The organism is Amycolatopsis sp. NPDC004625 (genome assembly GCF_040609695.1).
GTDB lineage: Bacteria > Actinomycetota > Actinomycetes > Mycobacteriales > Pseudonocardiaceae > Amycolatopsis.
In genome coordinates, this window is sequence record NZ_JBEXKX010000069.1 from 13,044 (window position 1) to 36,306 (window position 23,263).

The 23,263-nt window shown below is 73.5% G+C and carries 22 protein-coding genes; 6 read left to right on the forward strand and 16 right to left on the reverse strand.

Going from position 1 to position 23,263, the window contains the following annotated elements:
• The first annotated feature begins 3 nt into the window (after window positions 1-3).
• From ABZW17_RS42335 to ABZW17_RS42350, 4 genes are all read left to right on the forward strand, one after another.
• Window positions 4-1,143, forward strand: a complete 1,140-nt coding sequence (locus ABZW17_RS42335) for an acyl-CoA dehydrogenase family protein (protein WP_354827244.1) — start codon at window positions 4-6, stop codon at window positions 1,141-1,143.
• Window positions 1,140-2,210 (forward strand): HAD-IIIC family phosphatase, encoded by a 1,071-nt coding sequence (locus tag ABZW17_RS42340; protein WP_354827247.1) that lies wholly within the window; start codon window positions 1,140-1,142, stop codon window positions 2,208-2,210. The genes ABZW17_RS42335 and ABZW17_RS42340 overlap by 4 nt, the downstream gene beginning before the upstream one ends.
• Entirely contained in the window at window positions 2,207-2,953 is a 747-nt protein-coding gene (locus ABZW17_RS42345; RefSeq protein ID WP_354827249.1) for an alpha/beta fold hydrolase, read from the forward strand. The genes ABZW17_RS42340 and ABZW17_RS42345 overlap by 4 nt, the downstream gene beginning before the upstream one ends.
• Window positions 2,954-3,100: 147 nt before the next feature.
• On the forward strand, window positions 3,101-4,645 hold the full coding sequence (locus ABZW17_RS42350; RefSeq protein ID WP_354827252.1) for a hypothetical protein: 1,545 nt from the start codon (window positions 3,101-3,103) through the stop codon (window positions 4,643-4,645).
• 22 nt (window positions 4,646-4,667) lie between these two features.
• Here ABZW17_RS42350 and ABZW17_RS42355 read toward each other — a convergent pair whose 3' ends face one another.
• From ABZW17_RS42355 to ABZW17_RS42375, 5 genes are all read right to left on the reverse strand, one after another.
• Entirely contained in the window at window positions 4,668-7,652 is a 2,985-nt protein-coding gene (locus ABZW17_RS42355) for a beta-ketoacyl synthase N-terminal-like domain-containing protein (protein ID WP_354827255.1), read from the reverse strand.
• 20 nt (window positions 7,653-7,672) lie between these two features.
• Window positions 7,673-8,434 (reverse strand): ABC transporter permease, encoded by a 762-nt coding sequence (locus ABZW17_RS42360; protein ID WP_354827258.1) that lies wholly within the window; start codon window positions 8,432-8,434, stop codon window positions 7,673-7,675.
• Window positions 8,418-9,260, reverse strand: coding sequence for an ABC transporter ATP-binding protein (locus tag ABZW17_RS42365; protein WP_354827260.1), 843 nt, complete (start codon window positions 9,258-9,260; stop codon window positions 8,418-8,420). The genes ABZW17_RS42360 and ABZW17_RS42365 overlap by 17 nt, the downstream gene beginning before the upstream one ends.
• Window positions 9,261-9,348: 88 nt before the next feature.
• A complete protein-coding gene (locus ABZW17_RS42370; protein WP_354827264.1) occupies window positions 9,349-10,881 on the reverse strand; it encodes an acyl-CoA ligase (AMP-forming), exosortase A system-associated in 1,533 nt (510 codons plus the stop codon).
• Window positions 10,874-11,143: a phosphopantetheine-binding protein gene (locus ABZW17_RS42375; RefSeq protein ID WP_354827268.1), complete on the reverse strand. Its 270-nt coding sequence runs from the start codon at window positions 11,141-11,143 to the stop codon at window positions 10,874-10,876. The genes ABZW17_RS42370 and ABZW17_RS42375 overlap by 8 nt, the downstream gene beginning before the upstream one ends.
• A 180-nt stretch (window positions 11,144-11,323) precedes the next feature.
• On the opposite strand from ABZW17_RS42375, the gene ABZW17_RS42380 reads away from it, so the two are divergent.
• Window positions 11,324-12,310 (forward strand): helix-turn-helix transcriptional regulator, encoded by a 987-nt coding sequence (locus ABZW17_RS42380; RefSeq protein ID WP_354827271.1) that lies wholly within the window; start codon window positions 11,324-11,326, stop codon window positions 12,308-12,310.
• A 122-nt stretch (window positions 12,311-12,432) separates the two neighbouring features.
• Here ABZW17_RS42380 and acpS read toward each other — a convergent pair whose 3' ends face one another.
• From acpS to ABZW17_RS42435, 11 genes are read right to left on the reverse strand one after another with little or no spacing between them, the layout of a single operon-like run.
• Window positions 12,433-13,095: a holo-ACP synthase gene (acpS, locus tag ABZW17_RS42385; protein ID WP_354827274.1), complete on the reverse strand. Its 663-nt coding sequence runs from the start codon at window positions 13,093-13,095 to the stop codon at window positions 12,433-12,435.
• On the reverse strand, window positions 13,092-13,841 hold the full coding sequence (locus ABZW17_RS42390; protein ID WP_354827277.1) for a hypothetical protein: 750 nt from the start codon (window positions 13,839-13,841) through the stop codon (window positions 13,092-13,094). The genes acpS and ABZW17_RS42390 overlap by 4 nt, the downstream gene beginning before the upstream one ends.
• Window positions 13,834-14,973: an acyl-CoA dehydrogenase gene (locus ABZW17_RS42395; RefSeq protein WP_354827280.1), complete on the reverse strand. Its 1,140-nt coding sequence runs from the start codon at window positions 14,971-14,973 to the stop codon at window positions 13,834-13,836. The genes ABZW17_RS42390 and ABZW17_RS42395 overlap by 8 nt, the downstream gene beginning before the upstream one ends.
• Window positions 14,970-15,578 carry an acyl-CoA dehydrogenase family protein gene (locus ABZW17_RS42400; protein WP_354827283.1) on the reverse strand — a complete coding sequence of 203 codons (609 nt, stop codon included), beginning with the start codon at window positions 15,576-15,578 and terminating at the stop codon, window positions 14,970-14,972. The genes ABZW17_RS42395 and ABZW17_RS42400 overlap by 4 nt, the downstream gene beginning before the upstream one ends.
• On the reverse strand, window positions 15,575-16,522 hold the full coding sequence (locus ABZW17_RS42405; protein WP_354827285.1) for a 3-oxoacyl-[acyl-carrier-protein] synthase III C-terminal domain-containing protein: 948 nt from the start codon (window positions 16,520-16,522) through the stop codon (window positions 15,575-15,577). Before ABZW17_RS42405 ends, ABZW17_RS42400 begins: the two co-directional genes overlap by 4 nt.
• Window positions 16,522-17,385 carry a hypothetical protein gene (locus ABZW17_RS42410; RefSeq protein ID WP_354827288.1) on the reverse strand — a complete coding sequence of 288 codons (864 nt, stop codon included), beginning with the start codon at window positions 17,383-17,385 and terminating at the stop codon, window positions 16,522-16,524. The genes ABZW17_RS42405 and ABZW17_RS42410 overlap by 1 nt, the downstream gene beginning before the upstream one ends.
• Window positions 17,386-17,388: 3 nt before the next feature.
• Window positions 17,389-17,655, reverse strand: coding sequence for an acyl carrier protein (locus tag ABZW17_RS42415; RefSeq protein ID WP_003100549.1), 267 nt, complete (start codon window positions 17,653-17,655; stop codon window positions 17,389-17,391).
• Window positions 17,652-18,950 (reverse strand): type III PLP-dependent enzyme, encoded by a 1,299-nt coding sequence (locus ABZW17_RS42420; RefSeq protein ID WP_354827290.1) that lies wholly within the window; start codon window positions 18,948-18,950, stop codon window positions 17,652-17,654. Before ABZW17_RS42420 ends, ABZW17_RS42415 begins: the two co-directional genes overlap by 4 nt.
• Entirely contained in the window at window positions 18,947-20,290 is a 1,344-nt protein-coding gene (locus ABZW17_RS42425) for an ATP-grasp domain-containing protein (RefSeq protein ID WP_354827293.1), read from the reverse strand. The genes ABZW17_RS42420 and ABZW17_RS42425 overlap by 4 nt, the downstream gene beginning before the upstream one ends.
• Entirely contained in the window at window positions 20,287-21,246 is a 960-nt protein-coding gene (locus ABZW17_RS42430; protein ID WP_354827296.1) for a ketoacyl-ACP synthase III family protein, read from the reverse strand. Before ABZW17_RS42430 ends, ABZW17_RS42425 begins: the two co-directional genes overlap by 4 nt.
• Window positions 21,247-21,266: 20 nt before the next feature.
• A complete protein-coding gene (locus ABZW17_RS42435; RefSeq protein ID WP_354827299.1) occupies window positions 21,267-22,838 on the reverse strand; it encodes a condensation domain-containing protein in 1,572 nt (523 codons plus the stop codon).
• 228 nt (window positions 22,839-23,066) lie between these two features.
• On the opposite strand from ABZW17_RS42435, the gene ABZW17_RS42440 reads away from it, so the two are divergent.
• Window positions 23,067-23,263 (forward strand): hypothetical protein (locus ABZW17_RS42440; RefSeq protein WP_354827302.1); only part of this gene is annotated, 197 nt, incomplete at its 3' end.

Here is a 23,263-nt window from a genome sequence, read left to right on the forward strand (position 1 = left end):
CCCGTGCCGGAGGTACTCACCGCGGTCCGCGCGCCCGGCCGCGAGGCCGCGCGGGCCTTCGTGGACGAGCACATCGTCCCCTTCGCCGACGCGTGGGACAAAGCCGGGCGAATCCCCGAAATCCTGCTGGACAAGATCGCCGAAGCCGGGCTGTGGGCGCCGTTCCTGCCGCCCGAGCTCGGCGGCTCCGGCACCGACATGGTCACCCTCGGCGAGATCCACGAGGAGGTCGGCCGCGGCTGCTCCTCGGTCCGCAGCCTGCTCACCGTGCACACCATGCTCTCCTGGGCGTTGCTGCGCTTCGGCACCGAGGCGCAGCAGCACCGGTGGGGGCCGGAGCTGACGAGCGGACGCACCCTCGGCGCGTTCTGCCTGTCCGAGCCCGGCGCGGGCAGCGACACGGCCGCGATCACCACCACCGCCACCCCCGACGGCGACGGCTGGCGGCTCGACGGCCTCAAGAAGTGGACCACCAACGGGCAGCGCGCGGACCTGTTCCTCGTCTTCGCGAAGGGCCCGGCCAGCACGATCGCGCTGCTCGTGCCGCGTGACACGCCCGGCGTCACGGTCACCCCGATCGACGACATCCTCGGGACGCGCTCGTCGATGCTGGCCTCCATCGGGTTCGACGGCGTCCGGCTGGGTGCCGACGCGCTGCTCGGGCCGAGCGGGTTCGCCTCCGGCATGGTCCTCACCGGCACGCTCGACCTCGGCCGCTACAGCGTGGCGGCCGGGTCGGTCGGCATCATCCAGGCGTGCGCCGACGCGTGCGCGGACTACACGACCCGCCGGACCGTCGGCGGCACGCCGCTGAAGGACCTGCCGCTGATCCAGGCGAAGCTGTCGGACATGGTCACCGACGTCCGCGCGGCCCGGCTGCTGCTGGCCGAGGCCGGCCGGCTCAAGGACCGCGGCGACTCGGCCACGATCATGGCCACCTGGGTCGCGAAGTACTTCGCGTCGGTCGCGGCCGCTCGTCACGCGTCCGAAGCCGTGCAGGTGCACGGCGCCAACGGCTGCAGCGGGGACTACCCCGTGGCCCGGTTCTACCGGGACTCGAAGGTCATGGAGATCATCGAGGGCAGCACCGAGATCCAGCGGATGACCATCGCCGCCGAGGCCTACCGGAAGCAGGTACCGTGACCAGTCTCCTCTCCCCGACGGCCGCGGCGCCGAAGCCGGTCCAGGGCAAGATCAAGTGCGTGGTGTGGGACCTCGACAACACCGTCTGGGACGGGGTTCTCCTGGAGGACGGCGACGTCCGGCTGCGCCCGTGGGTGGTCGAGCACGTCAAGCGGCTCGACGCGATGGGCGTGCTGCACTCGGTCGCCAGCAAGAACGACCACGAAGCCGCGATGGCGAAGCTGCGCGAGTTCGGCCTCGACGAGTACTTCCTGTTCCCGCGCATCTCGTGGAACGCGAAGTCGGTGTCGATCGGCCAGATCGCGCAGAAGCTCAACCTGGGGCTGGACGCGTTTGCGTTCGTCGACGACCAGGAGTTCGAGCGGGCCGAGGTGGCCTTCGCGCTGCCGCAGGTGACCACTGTGGACATCCTGGAGGCCGACGAGGTGCTGCGGCGCCCGGAGTTCGCGCCGCGGTTCGTCACCGACGAGTCGGCGCAACGGCGGGGGATGTACTTCAGCCAGCTCGCGCGCGACGACGTCGAGGCGGACTTCTCCGGTACGGGAGAGGACTTCCTGGCCAGCCTGGACCTGCGGTTCACCATCGCGCCGGCCAAGCAGGAGGACCTGCAGCGGGCGGAGGAGCTGACCGTCCGCACCAACCAGCTCAACTCGACCGGGCGGACGTACTCCTACGACGAGCTGGACGCGCTGCGGTCGTCCCCGGACCACGTGCTGCTCGTCGCTTCGCTGACCGACAAGTTCGGCTCCTACGGCAAGATCGGCCTGGCGCTGCTGGAGAAGGGCGTGCCGGACTGGCGGCTGAACATGATGCTGATGTCGTGCCGCGTGATGTCCCGCGGGGTCGGGACGGTGCTGCTGGGCCACGTGATGGGCCTGGCCCGGGCGGCGGGCGCGGGGCTGCGCGCGGACTTCGTCGAGACCGGCCGCAACCGGATGATGCAGATCACCTACGCGTTCAGCGGGTTCCGCGAGGTGTCCCGCGAAGGCGCGCACGTGGTCCTGGCGGCGGACCTCGCGGAGGTCCAGGCGCCGCCGGGGTACGTGACGCTGGAGGTGGAGTCGTGACGACGGCCGTCGCGAGCCGCTGGCTGCCGTTCCCCGCGACCGCGGGGAACGTGCGGCTGTACTGCCTGCCGCACGCGGGCGGCTCGGCGTCGGCGTTCCGCGCGTGGATCGGCCGGCTGCCCGGGGTGACGGTGTGCCCGGTCCAGCCGCCCGGCCGCGAGACGCGCCAGCGGGACACGCCGCACACGTCGATGTCCTCCTACGTCGCCGATCTGGCGGACTTCGTGCTCTCGGCCGAGGGGCCGTACGCGGTGTACGGGCACAGCCTGGGTGCGCTGGTCGGGTTCGAGCTGGTGCGCGAGATTTCCCGCCGGGGTGCTCCGCTGCCGGTGCACCTGGTGGTGTCGGGCTCCCCGGCCCCGCAGTGGCTGACCCCGGACGACCCGATCGTGGCCGGCATGGGTGACGCGGAGATCGTGGCGCTGCTGCGCACGCTGGGCGGAACACCGGAGGTGTTCCTCGACGACCCCCGCGTCCTGCGGCTCATCCTGCCGCCGATCCGCGCGGACCTGACGGTGAAGAACACCTACGGCTACACCGCCGGGCCTCCCCTGGAGCTCCCGGTGACAGCCCTGGCGAGCACCACCGACGTCCGCGCGAGCGTGGAGTCGGTACTGGCGTGGCGGGAGCAGACGGTCCGCCCGTTCCGCGGCCACGTCCTCGAGGGCGGGCACTTCGCGGTGCTGGAGCAGGAAGACGTGACCCTGGCCCACCTGGCCGCCGCCCTGCGCCCCTGGTCGTAGCGGCCCCCGGAACGTGGTGGGCCCGCCGCCAATACCCCTGGCGACGGGCCCATCACCCGTTCGCCTGCCGCCGGAAGCGACTCCAATGGCCGCTTCCGCCGCCGGGCCGGCGAGGGTAGTCAGAATGGCGTGACATCACCACGAGGAATGCCGGACACCCTCCGGCTCGCCCAGCGGATCGGCTGGCTGCTGCGCGCCAATCGCATTCACGCGCCGGAACCGGAAATGCGGCGTTTACGGCGTTTCGCGGAGACGTGGGCCGACGTCCTTCCCGGCCCACCGCCGTCGATCGACGCTTTGTCGCGGTGGGAAAACAGCACCGCACTCGTCCCCCACGCCGGTGTCCGCGGGTACGAAGCCATCCTCGGCCTCCGCGGCGAACCGCTGGTCGCGATCACCGACACCGTGGCGCGGTACTTCCGCGGCGCGGCGTGCGCGGCACCGCAGCTCGCCCGGCGCGAAATCACCGACGAAATCGCGGCGCAACGGCTGGACACGTTGATCGAAATGGCCGTCACGGACGGAATCGTCAGCGGGCCCGAATGGAACGAACTGACCGCGCTCCTTTGCCGGACGCCGTACGCGATCCTCAGCCCGAAGCGGACCTGGGAAACGCTGTCGGAACGGCTGCTGATCGAGATGGCGATTTCCGACGGGGTCATGTGGATGCACCGCGCCGAGGCCTACCAACGGCTGATGGCGCACCCGGTCGGTGGCGCCGCGGCCATCGCGGCCGCCGCCGCGGCTTCGGCCGACCGCGGCGTGCAGAGCATGGTCGGCACGGTTTCGGTCTTCGACTCGACCGCGGCCCCCGCGGCCGCCGACCTCGTGGTCGGTCACCTGTACTCCCCGCTGACCGACCGGACGTTCGCCGGCGCGCTGCTGGCCTGCTTCCGCAAGGTCGGCCAGGGCCACTTCCGGACCGGGCAGCTGGTCGTCGTCTCCGACCTGCTCACCGACCTGCTGGGCGGCCCGGTCACCGCCGGCACCGCGGCCTTGGCCGGGGCGATCCTGAGACAGCTGCCCGTGCACCTGCGGCAGCGGGTTCCCGTGCGGATCTGGAAGCTGCTCATCGCCGAGCCGGGACCGCCCGAGTGGTCCGTGACCGACGAGATCGCGGCCGCGGTGGCGGCGGCGACCACCGAGGCGTGGGACGACGTCATCCTGCGGGCCCTGATCCGCGAATCCGTCCTGGCCGACGTCTTCGACCAGCGCCTGTACGCCCAGTTCATGATCTACAGCACGCCGTACCGGGCGCCGGTGGCGCGGGAGCTGGGCGCGGCCCTGCGCCGGCGGCGCCACGACCGGGACTGGGCCGTTCCGCTCGTGGAGGCCCTCCGGGTCATCGGCGGCCCGGCCGAGCGTCACGACGTCGAGCTGCTCGTGCTGGACCGGACGCTCCCGGCGGCCATCCGGGACACCGCCGCGTCGGCGCTCGGGCACATCGGCGGAACGAGCCCCGCCGCCTTCTGGGCGACGGCCCTGTCCACCACCCGCCTGAACTACCACACGACGGCGGGGCAGTCGGAGATCTCGGTCCTCGACCGGCTGGTCTACGCGATGGGGATGGCCGGCGCGGACGGCGCGTTGGGCCTGGTCTCCGCCACCCCCGACCTCCCGGCGCGGATCCGTGCCTCGGCGAACTGGTGGCTCTCCCTCGCCCCGTACCTGAGGCGGAGCGCACGGACGTGACGCGCCCCGCCCCGGACGCCGGTCAGGAACGCCGCCCGGCGATGCGGGCCGCGAGCAGCCGGACCGTCGGCAGCTCCACGACCGCCGTTGCGGGGAGGTGCCACTCGGCCGCGATGCGGACCGCGTCCGCGGACCGGCCGCCCAGGTCGAAGAAGTTGTCGTCCGCGCCGATCTCCGGGTAGCCCAGCGCGGCCGCCCAGGCGGCCGCCACCTCCTGCTCGAGGCCCGGCTCCGGCTCCACGAACGGTGTCCCCAGTGCCGGCCGCGGCCGCGCCACGGCCGGTGTGCGGACGGACTCGGCGACCGGGACCGGCCGGACCGGGGGCACGCCGGAGAGCACGACTTCGGTCAGGTGGTCGGCCGCGGCCACCGCGGCCAGGACCGCGGGTGACGGGTCCGAAGTGGACACCACCGTGGTCCACCGGCCGCGGCCGTCGAGCCGGGCGATCCGGGCCCGGGCGGCGAGTGCGCGGCCCGCGGGATCCGGCCGGACCAGCAGGATCCCCCGCCGGCCGCCCAGGTCCGGCACGTCGTGGTGCACCTCGGCTTCGGCCTGTCCCGTCAGCGAGCACGGCTCGTGGTGCAGCCGCCACGCCTGGTCGCCGCGCACCGCCAAGGGCGCGTCCCGATGCAGGACCGCCGCCAGGACCTGGTCCAGGGCCGCCGCCGGGCCGATGTCGACGTGTCGCGGGGTCAACACCGTCAGCGCCGCGTGCGCCGGTGTGGTCAGGTCGGGTCCCAGGATGCCGACCGCGCCGGAGGTCAGCGTGACCATCCCCGGCCACAGCCCGGCCGCCACCTCGACGTCGCCGGGTGCGCCGCCCAGGGCGAACCCGTGCACGATCGTGCGCGGGACGACCACCAGCGAACGCAACAGCGAAGGCAGGTCACCCGGGCCGACGACGAAGTCCCCGGTGTCCAGGGCCGCGAATCCACGGCCCGGCCGCACGGTGGTGACTTCGGAACCGGCCACCGTGATACGTGCAGCCAGGGCCTCGCCAAGGGGATCGCCGGCGAACACCAGCCACGGCCCCGCCGCGCGCAGCCGCCGCTCCAGACCGGCCACCGGCTGCGGGTCGAGGTGCCACGACGGCACGTGCGCCGCCGGGCGCGGCGCCGGGTCCACCCAGAACCGCTTGCGCTGGAACGGGTACGGCGGCAGCTCGACCCGCCGGGCCTCGCCGCGGTGCAGGGCCGTCCAGTCCACTGTGGAACCCGCGAGCCACAGCCGGGCCAGTGTGCCAAGGAGGTCCTCGGCACCGCCCTCGGCGACGATCGCGTCGGGGGCGCTCTCGTCCAGCCGGACGCCCAGCCGGGTGAGCCCGGCGGTCACGGCCGACAGCGCCCCGGCTCGGGTGGGGGCCGGCGCGGGCGCGTCGTCGCCGCCCAGCAGGCGGTGGGCGGCCGCGGCCGTCGACGCCCACTCCGGGCCGCTGCCCGCGACCAGGCGGAACCGCGGGTCCCGGCGGCGGGTTTCGCCGTCGATCCACCGGCCCGGGTCGGCCAGCGCCGCCACGGCGTCCGGGATGTCCCGGACCACGACGGCCCGCCGCAGCGCGAAATGACCGCGTGACACCTGAAGGGTGAAAGCCACGTCGCCGAGGTCCAGCTCCGGGTGCGCGGCCAGGTGGGCCCGCAGCCGCGACGTCACCTCGTCGAGCGCGGCGGCGTCACCGGCGGAGAACGTCAGCACGTGCGGACCGCCCGACGGCCGGGGCGAGCGGCGAGGGGGCTCCTCGAGCACCACGTGCGCGTTCGTCCCGCCGACGCCGAACGAGCTGACCCCGGCGCGCCGCGGGGAGCCGTCGACGGGCCAGGGAACGTCCGCGGGCAGCACGGTGAACCGGTCGCCGAGGGCGGGGTTCGGCGTGCGGAAGCCGAGGGTGCCCGGCAGGACGCCGTCACGCAGGTTCAGCGCCGCCCGGATCAGGGACGTGACGCCGGACGCCCGGTCGAGGTGCCCGATGCTCGGCTTGACCGAGCTCAGCACGCACGGCGCCGCCCGCCCCGGCCCGAAGACGCGGTTCAGCGCGGCCAGCTCGATCGAGTCGCCCAGCGGCGTGCCGACGGCGTGGCACTCGACGTATCCGACCGTCTCGGGCTTGACCCCGGCCACGGCCAGGGCGGTATCGACCACCGCGGCCTGCCCGGCGACCCCCGGCGCGGGATACCCCGCCCGGTCGCGGCCGTCGTTGTTGACCGCCGAGCCGAGGATCACCGCGTGCACGACGTCACCGTCGGCGAGGGCGTCCTCCAGGCGTTTCAGCGCGACGACCGCCGCGCCGGAGCCCATCACGGTGCCGTTCGCGTCCGCGTCGAGGGCACGCACCCGGCCGTCGGGCGAGAGGATGCTGCCCTCTTCGAAAACGTGGCCGCCGGTCTGCGGCAGCGGCAGCGCGGCCCCGCCGGCCAGGGCCAGGTCGCACTCGTAGGTCAGCAGGCTCTGGCACGCCAGGTGCACCGCGACCAGCGACGTCGAGCAGTACGTCTGCACGGTGATCGCCGGGCCGCGCAGGCCCAGCTTGTACGACACGAGCGACGTCAGCGAGTCGCGCTCCACGCCCGCGGACAGCAGGGGTTTGCCGCCCGGTTCGGCGGCGAGCTCGGGGAGGTTGCGGGTCAGGTAGTCGGGGAACGCGCAGCCGGCGAACAGCCCGACGGGCACGCCGGGATCGGTCGGCCGGTAGCCGGCCCGTTCCAGGGCCTCCCACGAGCACTCCAGCACGAGCCGGTGGTGCGGTTCCAGGGTTTCCGCTTCGCGCGTGGACAGCCCGAACGCGGCGGCGTCGAAGGTCTCCACGCCGCCGGCGACGGGCCCGCCGACGCGGACGTGGCCCGGGGTGGCCGGGTCCACGCCCGCGGCGGCGAGCTCGTCGCCGGTCAGGTCCCGCAGGCCGGAGACGCCGGCCGCGAGGTTGCCGCGCAGCTGCTCGACGTCGGCGGCGCCGGGGAAGCGCCCCGCCATCCCGACGAGCGCCACGGCCGATTCGTGTGCCGGTTCCGTCACAACAGGTCCTTTCGGTGCCGTCAGAGCAGGTGGCTGCGGCCCCAGCCGTGGGCGAGCCGGTAGGTGGCGAACGCGCCGGTGGCCACGCCGATCCCGAGCACGATCAAGCCCGGGCGCAGCATCGCCTCGGCGTTGCCCGCCATGGCGGAACGGATCAGCGACAGACCCCAGTAGCCCGGGGAGAACGGCGCGATCGCCTGCGCCCACGACGGCATCAGCGACACCGGCAGCAGCGAGCCGCCGAGCGAGCTGATGGTGATCGCGCCGAGGTCGACGGCGACGATCAGGTCGCCGCGGCTGCGGACCACAGTGGACAGTGCGGCGCCCATGGCCAGCAGCATGAAGCCCCACAGGCACATCGCGCCGAACACCAGGCCGGGCGAAACCGGGAACGGCATCCCGACCACGAGCCAGCCGTAGATGATCAGCACGCCCTGCTGGATCAGCAGCACGACGAACACCGGGATCGCCTTGCCGATCAGCAGTTCCGCGCGGGCGGCCCGGCTGGCGCGCAGCCGGTCCCAGGTGCGCCACTCGCGTTCGACGAAGATCGCGTTGCCCACGATCGCCATCGCGAACACCGAGAACATCACCAGCTGCCCGGTGACGGCCTCGACGGCGCCGGTGCCCAGCGCCTTCACGTACAGCGGCTGGAACAGCACCATGAAGATCATCGGCGTGATCAGGTAGCTGATCAGCTGCGACGGGTCGCGCAGGCGCAGGATCGCGTTGTAGCGGACGAGGGCGCCGGCCCGGGACAGGGAGTCAGTGCGCGTCGACATCGGTCGTCACCGCCAGGGAGTGGTAGAGGTCGTCCAGGCTGGGGTTGCGCAGCTCGACGGACTCGACCGGCCGCGTCACCGTGGGCAGCAGCTCCAGCAGCGTGCCGGTCGGGTCGGTGGTCGAGACGGTCAGCTGGTCGTCGGCGGTGCGCACGCGGACCTCGCCGGGCAGGCCCGAGAGCAGCTCGTCCGCGCTGCCGCGGGCGATCACGCGGCCCTCGGCGGCCACCGCGATCGTGGCCTGCAGGTCGGTCAGTTCGGTCAGGTAGTGGGTGGTGTAGACCACAGCGGCTCCCTCGCCTGCTCGTTGCTTGACCACGTCGAGCAGCGCCTGACGGGTCTCGGGGTCGGCACCGGCGGTCGGCTCGTCGAGCAGCAGCAGCGCCGGCCGGTGCACCAGCGCCGTCGCGGCCTGCGCCCGCCGCTGCTGGCCGCCCGAGAGCAGGCCGCAGGTGCGGTTCAGGAAGCTCTCCAGCCGCAGCGCGGCGGTGAGGTCGTCGATGGCCGAGCGCAGCGCGGCCCGGCGCAGCCCGGCCAGGCGGCCGTACAGCTCCAGGTGCTCGCGCACGGTCAGCGGGCGGTAGAGCGCGATGTGCTGCGGGGAGATGCCGATGCGGTCGCGGGCGCGCGTCGGCGACTCGCCGTCGACGAGCACCGTGCCGCTGTCCGGGCGCAGCAGCCCGGAGACCATCTCGACGAAGGTCGTCTTGCCGGCGCCGTTGTGGCCGACCAGCCCGACGATCTCGCCGGCGGCGACTTCGAGGCTGAACCCGTCGAGGGCCTGGACTTCGTCGTAGCGTTTCCGGAGGTCGATTGCTTGCAACATGGGGATCGCTCCTTGCGGTTCACGGCTCTTGCACTGTCGCACGGGGACCGCGGGGAAGAGTCGTTCCCGCGGTGGCAGGAAACTGCCGTCATTCGGCGCCGGCGGGCACCGCGTCGAGCGCCGCGCGCAGCGCGACGCGGTCGAACTTGCCGTTGACCGACCGGGGCAGCTTCGGCAGCACCTCGATCCGCCGCGGCAGCATGTACGCGGGCAGTTCCTTGGCCAGCGCCCGGGAAATCGCCTCGGCGTCGGCCTCGGGCGCGACCGCCAGCACGATCCGGTGGCCCAGCACGGGATCCGGCACGCCGAACGCGGCCGCCTCCCCCACCAGGCCGGTCGCGTAGGCGGCCTCCTCGACCTCGGCGGGGCTGACGCGGTAGCCCGACGTCTTGATCATCTCGTCGGTCCGGCCGACGAAGTACAGGAACCCCTCCTCGTCGCGGTAGACGGTGTCGCCCGACCAGACGGCGATCTCCGGGCGCACCAGGCCGTCCGGGCCCGGCACCGGGCGGAAGCGCTCCGCCGTGCGCGCGGGGTCGTTCCAGTAGCCGAGCGCCACGAGCGCGCCGCGGTGCACGAGCTCGCCGTGCTCGCCGGGCGAACAGGGCGTGCCATCGGGGCGCAGCACGAGGATTTCGGCGTTGGGGATCGCCTTCCCGATCGAGCCGGGACGGCGGCCGGCTTCGGCCGGGTCGAGGTAGGTGGAGCGGAACGCCTCGGTGAGGCCGTACATCAGGAACGGTTGCGCCGCCGGGAAGAGCTCGCGCAGGCGGGTCAGCGTCGCGCGGGGCATGCGGCCGCCGGTGTTGGCGAAGTACCGCAGCCGCGCGGTCGCCTCGGCGGGCCACTCCTGCGTCACCAGCTGCAGCCACAGCGGCGGCACGCAGGTGAGCGCGGTGACGCCGTGGCGGGCGCAGAGCCGGACGATTTCCTTGGGCAGCAGGTAGTTCACCAGCACGACGTGCGCGCCGGCGGCGAACGCGGTGGTGAGCTGGCTGAACCCGGCGTCGAAGCTCAGGGGCAGGGCGGCGAGCACGACGTCGTCGCGCGTGTGGCCGAGGTATTCCGCGACGCTCGCGGCGCCGGCCAGCAGGTTGCGGTGGGACAGCACGACCCCCTTGGGCCCGCCGGTGCTGCCCGAGGTGTACATGATGGCGGCCGGGTCCTGGTCGATCACCGCGCTCGGCACCGCTACCGGCTCGGCCGCGGTCAGCGCGTCCCACTCGGGCCGCCCGAACACCACGACCGGGGTCGGCGCGGGCACCGCCTCGCGGACCGTCGCCAGGCGCTCGGCCGTCGTGAGCACCACCTTCGGGGTGCAGTCGGCGGCGACGTGGGCGATGTGCCGGGCCTTGAACAGCGGGTTCAGCGGCACCAGGACCGCACCGGCGGCCGCGGCGGCGAACAGCGCGACGACGGTTTCCCAGCGTTTCTCGGCGTACACCGCCACCCGGTCGCCGCGGCGGACGCCGAGCCGGTGCAGGCCGCGGGCGACGCGCGTGACGGCGTCGGCGAGTTCGGCGTAGGTCAGCGTCCGGTCCTTGTGGGTCAGGGCCGGATCGCCGGGCGCGCCGCGGGTGAGCAGCTGGTCGAGCCGCACCGGGGCGGCGGCCTCAGACATCGGCGGGCTCCGGGGCGACGAACTCCGCGACGGCGGCCCACAGGCTGCCGGCGGTGGCGAAGGTGTCCTCGGTGAGCAGCTCGTCCGGCAGCTCGAAGGCGAAGGTCTCCTCCAGGTCGGTGACGAGCTGCACGACGCCCATCGAGTCGAGCCCGAGCGCGGCGAGGTCGTCGTCCTCGGCGAGCCGGTCCCCGAGCGCGTAGGGCAGGTGCGCGATCAGGATTTCCAGGAACCCCGGCGGGACGGGGAGTGTGTCAGGCATTTCGTCACCCTGTTTCGCTTTCGGCGGTCAACCGTGTCCTCCCGAGGACACCACCGGCCGGAATCACGCGGCCATCACGCCGCTCTCGTCCCGCCACTGCCGGGCGAGAGCGGCGTGAGAGCGCACCGAGAAGCCCGGCTGCGACGGTGGAACGCAGAAGCCGGATCCCTTGGAGGCACGATGTCGACGGCCACTCTCCCGCCGCTCGGGGCGTTTTCCGTGCCCGAGCCCGACCCGGAAGCCGAGCTGTACCGCTACGCGGCGCGCTGCGGCCGGATCTCGTCCGTGACCACCGCCGCGGCGCACCTCGGCCTGCCCGCCGACACGCTGCAGGCGGCCGCCGCGCGGCTGGTCGAGCTGCACCTGCTGCGCACCGACCCGGACGGCGGCCTGGTCCCCCGGGAGCCGTCGGCGGCCGCGGAACTGGTCGTCACGCCGCTGGAGCGCGCGATGTACGAGCGCCGCGAGATGGCCGACCGGCTGCGCGAGCGCATCGACGGCATCACCCGGAACCCGGCGGGCGCGGCGGGCGCGCTCGACCGCGTGGAGGGGGTCGCCGAGATCCGCGGCCTGATCAAGCTGGCGGCCGAGGTCTGCCGCGACGAACTGGTGGTGCTGCACCCCGGCGAGGCGGCCGACGACCTGGTCGACGAGCTCCTGGACGCCTGCTGTTCGGTCCTGGGCGACGGCGTCGGGGTGCGGGTCGTGTGCCCGCACCGCAGTCGCGCGGGCTACGCGGCCCGGGCGAGGTTGACGCACCTCTCGGGCCGCGGGGCGCAGATCCGCACGCTGAGCCGGGTGCCGGAGGCGGCGGTCGTCTTCGACCGGTCACTGGCGGTGACCCTGGACGTCGCCGACCTGTCGGCCCGCCGGGTGCGCGACCAGGGCATGGTGCGGTTCCTGCTGGGCCTGTTCGACCAGCTGTGGGACGGCGCAACGCCGTTCTCGGCGGAGGACCAGGGCTACAGCGGCGAGATCGCCCACGACCTGCAGCAGGCCATCGCCCGCCTGATGGCCCAGGGGCTGACGGACGAGGTCGTGGCGCGCCGGCTGGGGATGTCGGTGCGGACCTGCCGCCGGCACATCGCGGCGATGCTGCAGAACCTCGACGCGGTCTCGCGGTTCCAGGCCGGGGTGCAGGCGGCTTCCCGCTTCACGCTCGCCTGAGCCGCGGCCCGGTTCCGGCGGTCCGGCCCGGCGGAGTCCGCTTCCCCGGCCGGACTTTTCGCTTCCACGAAACGAGAAGGGGCCTTCCGCACCACGCGGAAGGCCCCTTCTCCATGCCCGCCCTACCAGCCGGCGGCCTCGGCCACGACGCCGTAGGTCCGCGGCAGATCGGTCATCCGGTAGATGCCGGCCTCCGGGATGCGGATGCCGTACCGGTGCTCGATCCGGGCGAGCAGCTCGATCACCACCACCGACGTGACCCCCAGATCGCCCGCGAACGATGCCGCGGTGGCCACCTCGGTGGCGGGGACCGAGAACAGGTCGGCCGCCAAGGCCGCCAGTTCGTCGAACCGGGCCGGGACCGGTGCGGCAGGCGCGGGCGCCGAGGCGCGGCGGAACGGACGCGGCGGCCGGGCGCAGCCCGCCGCCGCGACCGCGACCACCAGGTCGGCCTGGTGGCTCAGCGTCACCACGATCTCCTCCAGGCCCGCTTCCTCCGCGATCTCCGCCGCGCCGCCGCCCAGGGTCACCAACGGCGCTCCCCAGTCGTCGTTGGTGACCTCGATGTCACGCCAGCGCAGGCCCTGGCCGAAGCCACGGCCCAGCATCTTGCAGGTGGCCTCCTTGACGGAAAACCGCCCGGCCAGCCGTTCCAGGGACCGTTCGGCACCCATCCGGGCGGCCTGCTCCAGCTCCACCGGGGTGAAGACCAGCGTCCGGTACCGGGGGTGCGCCGCGACGTCGGTGAACCGCGGGATCGACATCAGGTCCACGCCGATTCTCATCCACTCCGCCCCCCGAGCAGGCTCGCCGTGCCCGCAGGCACCAGCCGCAGCGCGGAGACGTCCACCGCGAGCAGGGACAACCAGCCCTCGCGCAGCGGGCCGCGCGTGTGCAGGAGGACGCGGTCGCCGTCGGTGATCACACCTTCGGCCAGGGCCGCGCAGAACGCCAGCCACGCGTCGCACGGGCCGCGGCCGGTGAACCGGTGGCCGCCCGTCAACGCCGGTTTTCCTTCGCCACAGCCGGAAACCGCCAACGCCGAAGGACCGCGGCGCACCCGCAAGCCGACCGCCGCGAACCGCGGGTGGCCGCCGGCCGCGTCGGCGAACAGCGGCTCGTCGCAGACGACCGCCGTCGCCTCGGTCTCGACCGCCCACTCCAGCAGGCCGAAGACGGCCGTGCCGCCGAGCTCGTCGAGGTGCGTCAGGCCGACGTCCTCGCCTTCCCAGCCGCTGCGGTGCACGAGACCCGCCAGCGCGGCCACGTTCGGGTCGCGCAACGGCCCGGAGCGCACGAAGAACAGCGGCTGCGGCACCGCGGGTGGCCCGAGGGCGGCCAGCACCTCCGCCGTGACGTCGACGTCGTCGTCCTCCGGGATCCGGACCATCAAGCGGGACAACGGAAGGCCGGCCGCGGCCAGCCGCTCCGGCGGCACCAGGTCGGCGGCGCCGGGCAATGTCGACAGCGGCACGTACTCCTCGCGCCGCGCGGCGGCGAACGCGATCGTGTCGATCCCCAGGTCAGGCATCGGCGTCTCCCGCCTGGTACCCGCGCGCCACGTGCAGGCGGTGGATGTTGCTGGTGCCCTCCATGAACTCGAACGCGTGCACGTCCCGCGTCCACTTCTCCAGCAGCGGGTGCTCGATCAGGCCGGCCGGGCCGAGCGCGGCCGACGCCCAGTGCGCCGTCCCCACCGCCAGGCCGATCGCGCCGAGCTTCGCCGCGCTGGAGAGGTAGCCGCGCTCGGGGTCGCGGTCGATCCGCGCCGCCGCCTCGTACACCAGCTCGCGGCCCGCTTCGGCGCGGGCGAGGGCGAGCTGGCCGCCGGGGGCGTTCTTGCGGTGCTCCAGCACGTACTCGACCATCGCCAGCGCCGTGCCCACCGCGGACGCGGCGATCCGCACCCGCATGTGGTTGAACGTGGTGATGGCGGCGAAGATGCCGCGCCGTGTCACCGGCAGGTGGTCGCCCAGCAGGCGGCCGGCGGGCACCTCGACGTCCGAAAAGGACAGCCGGCTGATGTAGGCACCACGCAGGCCGATCATGTCCAGCTTCTCGCCGTGCCAGCCGGCCGCGGGGACCTCGACCAGCGCCGCGCGGATCGACAACGCGCCGCGGCCGGTGCGGCCGAACACGACGCCGACGCTGCCGCGGGCGGCGTTGCCGACGTAGCACTTGCCGCCGTTGAGCCGCCAGCCCTCGCCGTCGCGGTCGAAGCGGGTCTCCATCGCGGTCGCGTCGTTGCCACGGCTCTCCTCGGTCATCGCGAAGAACGACCAGCGGCGGCCGCCGTGCATCCGGGTGAAGAACCACTCCTGCTGCTCGGGCGTGCCGAGCAGCTCGACGAACACCCCGGCCAGGCCGGGCGACGGGCAGGCCAGGATCGCGCCGACGTCGCCGCGGGCCAGTTCGATCAGCCCGGCCACGTTCTCCAGGCACGAGCCGCGTTCCATCGCGCGCAGCAGCGGCGTCGACGGCAGCGACTCGCGGTACTGCGGCGGCGTGTCGGCCTGCCGGACCATCTCGAACACGGGCGAGTTGTAGTGCTCCTCCATCGCGTCCGGGTCGACGTCGATGGCCAGGGCCCGCGACCGCAGGTCGGCGGCCGCCTCCCGGCTCAGGTCGCGGACCGCGCGGACGCGGTCGCTCAGCTCGATCATGCCGGTTCTCCTTCCGGTTCCCGGTCCACCCAGGTGCCGGCCACCAGGGCCGAGACGTAGAGCGACCGCGCGGGTGAGGTGGCCAGGAACCCCGAGGCGCCGAGGTGCTGGGCCACCCGCCAGCCCAGCTCGTCCAGCTCGCGGTGGACGTCGGCCACGGCGACCGGGTGCCGCTGCGAGCGCACCTGGGCGCGCAGCCGTTCCACCGCGGCCATCACGTCGCCGATCGCGCCGGCGATCAGCTGCTTGCGGATCAGCGGTTCGTCGCCGCTGGTGCGGTCCGACAGGTGCTCGACGACGTGGTCGAGCACCGAGCGCAGCACCCCGAGCCGGACCGCGGCCAGGTGCCGGCCGAAGTCGGCCAGCTCGTGGGCGTCCCGCTCCTCGCGGGGACGGCCCGGGCAGGCGAGGAACACGATGTCCTCGCGGTCGGCCAGGCTGTGCGTGCGCACTTCGGCGCCTTGGGGCACGGCGGCGGCGGGCACGGCCGCGTACCGGCCGGGGGCCAGCCCTTCGGCCGGGGTGGCGGCCAGGGCCGCGGCGAGTCCGGCGGCGAGGCCGTCGCTGCGTGCGGTTCGCTCGCATTCGAGCAGGCTGGTGGTCACTTCTCCTCCACGACCTCGACGATCACCGACTGGAAGTAGGCGCCCTGGCCCACGGAGACCAGGGCGCAGCGCTGTCCGGGACGCAGCCGGCCGGCCGCGTCCGCGTGCTGCAGCGCGAGCAGGGAGTCGACCCCGAAGTTGTGCCCGCGCTCGGCGACCAGGTCCAGGGGGATCCGGTCGAACGGGAACCCGGACAGCCCGCTGAAGGTGCGCCAGAACATCCGGTTGGACAGGTCCGGCAGCACCCAGTCCACATCGGACAGTGCGAGCCCGGCGTCCCGCGCCGCGGCGCCGACGACGGCCACCGCCTGCTCGCAGCAGACCTTGCCGAAGAGCGTGAACTCCTCCTTGGTCATCCGCAGGCTGCGGCGGAACCGGGTGTCGCGGGTGCTCGCGCCGCCGAGGTAGCGGTAGCGGGAGGGCCCCTTCTCCACCACGAGGGCCGCGGCGGTGTCGCCCGCGACCGTCGTGCCCGGGATGTAGCGGCCGCGGTCGCTCGCGCTGCCCTGGTCACCGCCGAGCACGAGCACGCGGTCGCCCGGTTCGGCCCCGGGCCGGGCCAGGTGGCGCCGGGCGAGTTCGACCGAGCGCAGCACCGACGTGCAGTTGACGTGCGACACCCCGAAGAACGGGACCCCCGGCAGGCCGAGCGCGTCGCGCAGCCGGTCCGGAAAGGTGCCGCACAGGTCGAGCTCGGCGATGAGCAGGGTGTGGCCGTAGAGCACCAGGCTCGCCGGCCCGCCGCCGAGCGCGGCCCGCCCGGCCTCGGCCAGGTGGTCCGCCATCCGTTCGCCCGGCGCGAGCACCGGGCTGTCGCGCAGGCCGTAGATGCGGCCGAACATGCGCCGCTCCAGGGGTGTGGCACCCGACCGCACGAGCACGTCGTCGACGGCCTCGACCCGGCCGGGCAGCCGCACGGCGACCCGGGACAGCCCCGTGTCCATCAGTGCTCCCTCCCCGGCGTGAGCAGGCAGCTGCAGAACGTGCCGCCCACCGGCTCGAAGTCGGCCAGCAGCACCGGCTCGTCCAGCGGCCAGAGGCGGGCCAGCCCCGCCCAGACGCCCGTGCACCACAGGTCCGGGACCGCTTCGACGCGCCCCGCGTACGGGGTGCCCGCCAGCCGCTGGGCGAGGCCGGCGCCGGCCAGCACCCGGACGCCCGGGTGCCGGTACAGCACGTCGGCCAGGGCGAGGGTGGCGGTGTGCGGCCCGGACTCGTCGAGCCGCACCTCCGCCAGCTCCGTCACGGCCACGTCGCCGGTCGCGCCGGCCTGCAGCAGCACCGCCGCGTCGGGCCGGTGGGTGGCCGGGTGGCCGCTGTCCCACAGCACCGCGTTCTGGTCGTACACCAGCAGCGCCGCCGAGGCCGCCTCGCCGAGGCGGCACATGCCGTCCAGGAGGCGCAGCGCCGTGAAGGCCGCACCCGGCCCCGGGGCCGCGACCGAGCACGGTTCCGGGCTGCCGGGCAGGCGTCCGGCGAGGTAGCAGCCGGCGACCTCGGAGTGGTACAGGTCCGGCGAGTGGTACGCGAGCACCACCGCGTCCAGCGGCGGCAGCGGGGCGCCCGCGTCCGCCAGGAGGGCCTCGGTCATCTCGATGAACCCGTTGCCGGTGCGGGCCAGGAAGTCCTCCCGGTCCGCCGCGGCGCCGAACGTGTCGACCATGAGCCGCGCCAGCTCGGGACGCATCCCGAACACCGGCTTGGCGCGTTCGGTGAACACCCGGTGCGTCACGCCGCTCAGGTGCACCCCGGCCGGGCGCGGGGGGCCCGCGGCGCGCCCCGGGGGCGCGAGCGTCTGGAGGGACATGGCTCAGACCGCCGCGGCGGCCCTGGCGAAGGCCGACTCGATGTAGTCGGTCAGGCTGCCGACCGTGCGGAAGACCTCCGGGCCGAGCTCGTCCGGGTCGATCTCCAGGCCGATGGTGTCCTCGAGGCTCATCAGCAGCTCGATGACGCTGGTGGAGTCGAGCGCCAGGTCCTCGAACAGGCGCAGCTCCGGGGTGACGCCGCCGATCTCCTTGTTGAGCACGGCGGACAGGGCGATCTCCAGGTGGGCGACGATCTCGGTGCGGTTCATCTCGGCTCACTTCCCATGCTGTCGGTGTCGGGCTGGAACAGGTGCTGCTTGCGCAGCAGGTCTTCGGGCTCGTCGCGGTCGCGGACCAGGAAGGCCGCACCCCCGCGCACGAGCACCTCGGCGGGGAACCCGTGGCTGAGGAACAGCCCGGGCGAGGCCGACGGCCCGTAGGCGCCGGAGTTCAGGACGCCGACCAGGTCGCCGGCGCGCAGGTCGGGCAGCTTCACCTGCTTGAGCAGGGTGTCGTTGGGCGTGCACAGCGGGCCGGTGACGGTCCACGGGCCCGGCTCGACGGTGTCGTCGGTGTCCTCACCGGCCGCGCGCGGGGTGAGCAGGACCGCCGGGAAGTTGCGCTTGACGAACGAGCCGATGCCGACGGCGGCCATGTGGTGGTGGGTGCCGCCGTCCGCGATCGCGAACCGCTCCCCCATCGACTCCTTGACGTACCGGACGCCGAGCACGTAGACCCCGGCGCGCCCGGCCAGGAACCGGCCGGACTCCATGATCAGCCGGGTCGCCGGGTGGGCCCGGTGGAACGCCTCCAGCATCGGGTTGATCTCGGCGGCCACGTCGGCGGCTTCGAGGTCGTCCTCGCCCTCGAAGTAGGCGACGCCGAGGCCGCCGCCGATGTCGACGGCCTCCAGCCGGATGCCCGTCTCCGCCGCCACCCGCTCGGCCAGGTCGAGGGCGTAGCGCGTGTTCTTGCCGACGACCTCGGCGTCGAGGATGCGCGTGCCCATGTAGACCTGGATGCCGGCGACGTCGGCGTGGCGGTACTCCGCCAGCCGCGGCCCGGCCGCCAGGACCTGGGCCTCGTCGATGCCGAACTGGCGCGGCTTGCCGCCCATGGTGAGCCGGGACCCGCTGATCGCGCACGTCGGGTTGATCCGCAGCAGCACCCGCTGCCGGCTGCCCAGCTCGGCGCCGATCCGCTCGATGTCGTCCAGCTCGTCGAAGGACTCGCAGACGATCGCGTAGACGCCGGTTTCCAGGCAGGCCCGTAGTTCCTGCTCGCTCTTGCCGGGGCCGAGGAAGATGATGTCGTCGGGCCGCGCGCCGGCCTTGAGGACGGTCTGCAGTTCCACAATGGACGAAACCTCGGCCCGTGCGCCACCGTGGTGCAGGGCGGCGAAGACGCTGATGTTCGGGTTCGCCTTGAGCGAGTAGAACACCTCGATCGCCGGGTGCAGCACCGCGCGCAGGCCGGTGATGGTGGCGTGCAGGACGTCGCCGTCGTAGACGTACAGCGGCGTGCCGAAGCGCGCGGCGAGGTCCTGGTAGTCGATGTCGGTCATGCGTCCTCTCCTGCCATGGCGGCGAGGCGGCGCTCGGCCTCGGTCCGGACGGCGAGGGCCTCCTCGGGCGAGTCCCCGACGCAGATCGCGTAGAGCCGGCCGTGGAAGGAGCCCTCGCCGGTGTTCGCGGCGTTGAGCGTCGCGAAGTTGTTGACCAGCACGCCGGTGTCGCCGGCGCCGGTGAAGAACAGGTCGCCGAGCGCGGACTCGACCTCGGCGAAGGTGTGTTCGCGCCGGAGCTTCAGCGAGAAGGTCGCCGCGATGGCGTGCCGGCCCTCGGGGATGAACTTCTCGGCGATCCGGCTCTGGTAGGTCGACATGTTGAACCGGGCGTTGATCTCCAGGCACGGGTAGAGCGTGCCGTCGGCGGCGAGCATCGCGTCGACGCCGACCATCCCGAAGAAGCCCTCGTCGTGCAGGGCGCGGCCGATCTTCTCGACCGCCTCGGCGAGTTCCCGGGCGGCGACCGGCGGCAGCTCCACCGGGAAGCGGTGGCCCTGGTGGACGCCGTTCTTCAGCACGGCGGCCTTGACCGTCTCGAACCGGACCCCGCCGGTGCGGGAGACGACGAACTGGTAGTTCAGGTCCTGGGCGTGCTCGATCCAGGACTCGACGACGAGGTTCGCGGGCGCCTCGGCGCCGCGGCGCTCGATCAGCCGCAGCAGGCGGTTCGCGCCGCGCTCGTCCTCGACGACGACCATGCCGCGCCCGGAGACGCCGAGCGACTCCTTGACCACGACCCGGCCGCCCAGGGCCAGCTGCGAGGTGAGGGCCTCGCGCAGCTCGCCCACGGTGTGCACCACCCGGCCGGGCACCTGGCGCAGGCCGAGGGAGTCGACCAGGCCGCGGCTGAACACCTTGCCGTTGACCGCCTTGCAGATCTGCGCGGTCGAGCCGGCCAGCGGCAGCCCGGACTCCTTGGCCAGGGCCTCCTCCGACGCCGAGATGCCCAGCGGCATCAGGTAGGTGTTGCCGTCGGCCAGCTCGCGCAGCCGGGACAGCAGCTCCGGCGAGTTGAGGGCGTCCTCGGTCACCATCGCGTCCGGATCGTTGTGCTCGGCGATCAGCGTCGTGCCGTCGGCCGCGCCGATCCGGGCGAGGTAGCCGGCGAACGCGGCGTCCATGGGTGCCTTGAGCACCACCAGGTCGCCCTCGCCGGCGAGCAGCGCGCCCATCTCCTCCATGCGGTTGACCGTGGCCCCCGCGAACGAGATGCCGGCGCCGGGCAGTTTCGGCTCACCGACCGCCCAGCTGCGTTCCACCTCGAAGTTGTTGACGAAGACGAACCGCGCCCCGGCGTCGCCGGTCAGGTCCTTCTTCAGCCGTGCCACGAAATTCATCCCTGGTTCCCTTCTCCGATCTCGACGACGGCCGCCGCGAAGGTCGCCCCGAGGCCGGCCGAAGCCAGCAGCACGAGGTCCCCCGGACCGGCCCGCCCGTCCGCGCGCGCCGCCGCCAGGTTGATGAACGGGTCGGAGCTGTAGCAGTGGGCGTACTTCCCGACGTTGTCCAGGAACACGCGGTCCCGCGGCACGCCGAGCGCGCCCGAGATGCGTTTCCAGGACAGCTTGTTGACGTTGTGCGGCAGGATGGCGGCGATGTCCGCGGCCTCGACCCGGGCGTCGTCGAGGGCGTCCTGCATGACCTGGGCCAGCGCGTCCGGGTAGACGTGCTTGTACTGCAGCTGCAGCGCCTCGTCGCAGTCGATGCCGCGGTAGAACTGGCCCAGCACGGTGAGCGCGCGGCCGAGGACGCGGTCGCCGCGCGGGTCCGGGCCGAGCAGCACCGCGGCGGCGCCGTCACCCTGGATGGTCGTGTCGCGGATCAGCCGGGCCTCGTGCATCAGCACCTTGTCGCCGGTGAGCACGAGCACGCGGTCGCCGGGGTCCGCGGTGGCCAGCAGCGACCGGGCGATGTGCAGCGCCTGGATGCCGATCACGCAGTTGAGGTGCGACAGGCTGAACGCGGTCGCGCGGTGCAGCCGCAGCCGCGTCCGCACGTCCTCGAGCAGGCCGGGCGTGGCGACGGCGACGTGCTGCATGGTGTGCGCGTGGACCAGGAACCGGACCGAGTCGCGGTCCGTCCCGGACAGCACGCGCTCCCCCGCGCCCGCCAGCATGTCGGCGAGGTCGAGGCCGTCGGCGACGGCGACGCGGTCGAGGCCGAGGAAGCGGGTGAAGAAGCGCAGCTGCGTCGCGTCGAGCCCGAGCGGGCCGGCCAGGTCGGCGACCGGCAGGCTCGTCTCCGGCACGAACGACGCCACCCGTTCCAGGCGGGGTGCTTCGAGCAGGGACATGGTTTCCTCCGATCTTCGGCTCAGCCGCGGGCCGGCACGAGCTCGTGCGCGAGCGCGGACAGGGGGCGGGTGGTGGTGAACGGGACGAGCCCGGTGCGCCACCCGCGTTCGTGCAGGGCTTCGACCACGCGGGGCAGGCGCAGCACGCGCCCGCCCGCGCCGAGGTAGCTGCGGGCCGGGTCGACCTCGGCGAGGCCGTTGACCTCCGCGACGACGTCGACGAGCACGCGTTCGGCGGGCGCGGTTCCGGTTCGCTCGGGTTCGGCCCGGATCCGCCGTGGCTCCGGCGGGGTGAAGCCGATGAGCGCCGCGGCCTCGCTGACGCGCAGGTCGGTGCCGGGGTCGCGGTGGGCCTCGACGAGCTTGGCGTAGCCGCGCAGGAAGTGTTCGACGGCGTCGGCGTCCATCACCGCGTCCAGGGCCTGCAGCGCGAGGGTGATGCCGTCGGCCCATTCGTAGACGCGCAGGTAGCTGTCGGAGCCGGCCCGCGCCCAGTCGTCGGGGGCCGCGTTGACCGCGTACCGGTCTCGTCTGGTGCGGCACGACCGCGGCGCGTTGTCGAGGAAGTTCAGCTCGGCGGCCACGCGCACGCCCTCCTCGGCAACCAGCTCGTACACGCGGTCGTAGGGCACGTGCGCGTGCGTCATCGCCTGGCTCACGCGGGTGGCGGACGCCCGGACCACGGCCGAAAAGGGCGGATCGCCGTCGAGGTCGGCGAGCACCGGGGTCGGGTAGGACAGGCAGGTGACGGCGCCGCCGAAGCCGCTGGCGTCCCGCTGGCTGGTGTACATCCGGTGCGCGACCAGCGTTTCCCCGGTGTACGCGGCGAGCGTGACGGCATAGGCGGCCAGGTGCACGGCCGAGGGCCACACGTGCTCGCGCGCGGCGATCGCCCGGGCGGCCGACAGCAGCGTCGGGACGGTGTAGGAGGCGCTGTGCGCGGCCTCGGAAGCTTTGCGGCGCTTCGAGAAGACGTCCGCGGGAAGGTTCCGGACGATGGCACGCCAGTGGCTCAGCGCGGGTTCGAGGTCGGCGTCGGTGCGGCTCTCCTCGAACCGCGCGAGGTCCACCGGCTGGTGTTCGACCGGGTCCAGCACCGCGGGCCGGCCCTCGGTGCGCGCGGCCAGGAGCTCGTCGAGCTCGGCGGCCAGCCGGTCGAGGGCGACGTCGTCGAAGGCCAGGTGGTTGAAGACCAGGTGCAGCCGGACGAGCTGCCCGCCGGCGGTGACCACGCAGGCCCGCAGGGGCCACTCGCGGGCCAGGTCGAACGGGGTGCGGGTGAGCCGCGCGATGACGTCCACGGCGTCCTCCGTGGTCGCCTCGACGACCGGCTGCGGCGCGGGCGGCTGCACGAGCTGGCGCGGCCAGGCACGCCCGTCCGCGCCGGTGCCGGTCAGGTCGTAGACCGTGCGTAGGACTTCGTGCCGGCGCACCAGGTGGGTCAGGGTGGCGCGGACGGCCGCGACCGTGCAGCCCGCGGGCAGGGGGTAGCTGGTGCCGATGTGGGCCTCGTGCCGCGACTGCGCCGGCACCCGCAGGTACCGCAGCAGGTGGTGGTGCTGTCCCCAGCAGAGGTTCGCGCTCTTGGTCACGGGGCCTCCAACCGTGAATCGTGGTACGCCGATGGTGGGCGGTGCCGGCGGAAATGGTTAGCCCCTGGCGGTGGCACCTTCTCCGTGGCACGAACATGACACCGGGCGGTGCGGAGTTTTCCTTGACCCGCAACGGTTCGTCGGCGAATCTGGGTGAGCCCCGCCGGAACGCAGGAAATGCGGACCGGATCTGCGGGGGAAATCCCACCCAAGGAATGAGGTAGCCCCATGTCGAAGGAAGCTTCGAAGGTCGCCAGCAAGGTCGCGTCGAAGGTCGCCAGCAAGGAGGCCTCCAAGGTCGCGTCGAAGGTCGCCTCCAAGGAGGCGTCCAAGGAAGCCTCGAAGGTCGCTTCCAAGGAGACTGCGCGCCCTGGCTGCACCGCAACATCCTCGAGTGGCGGCCGGAAGCGCAGTACGACCTGGTC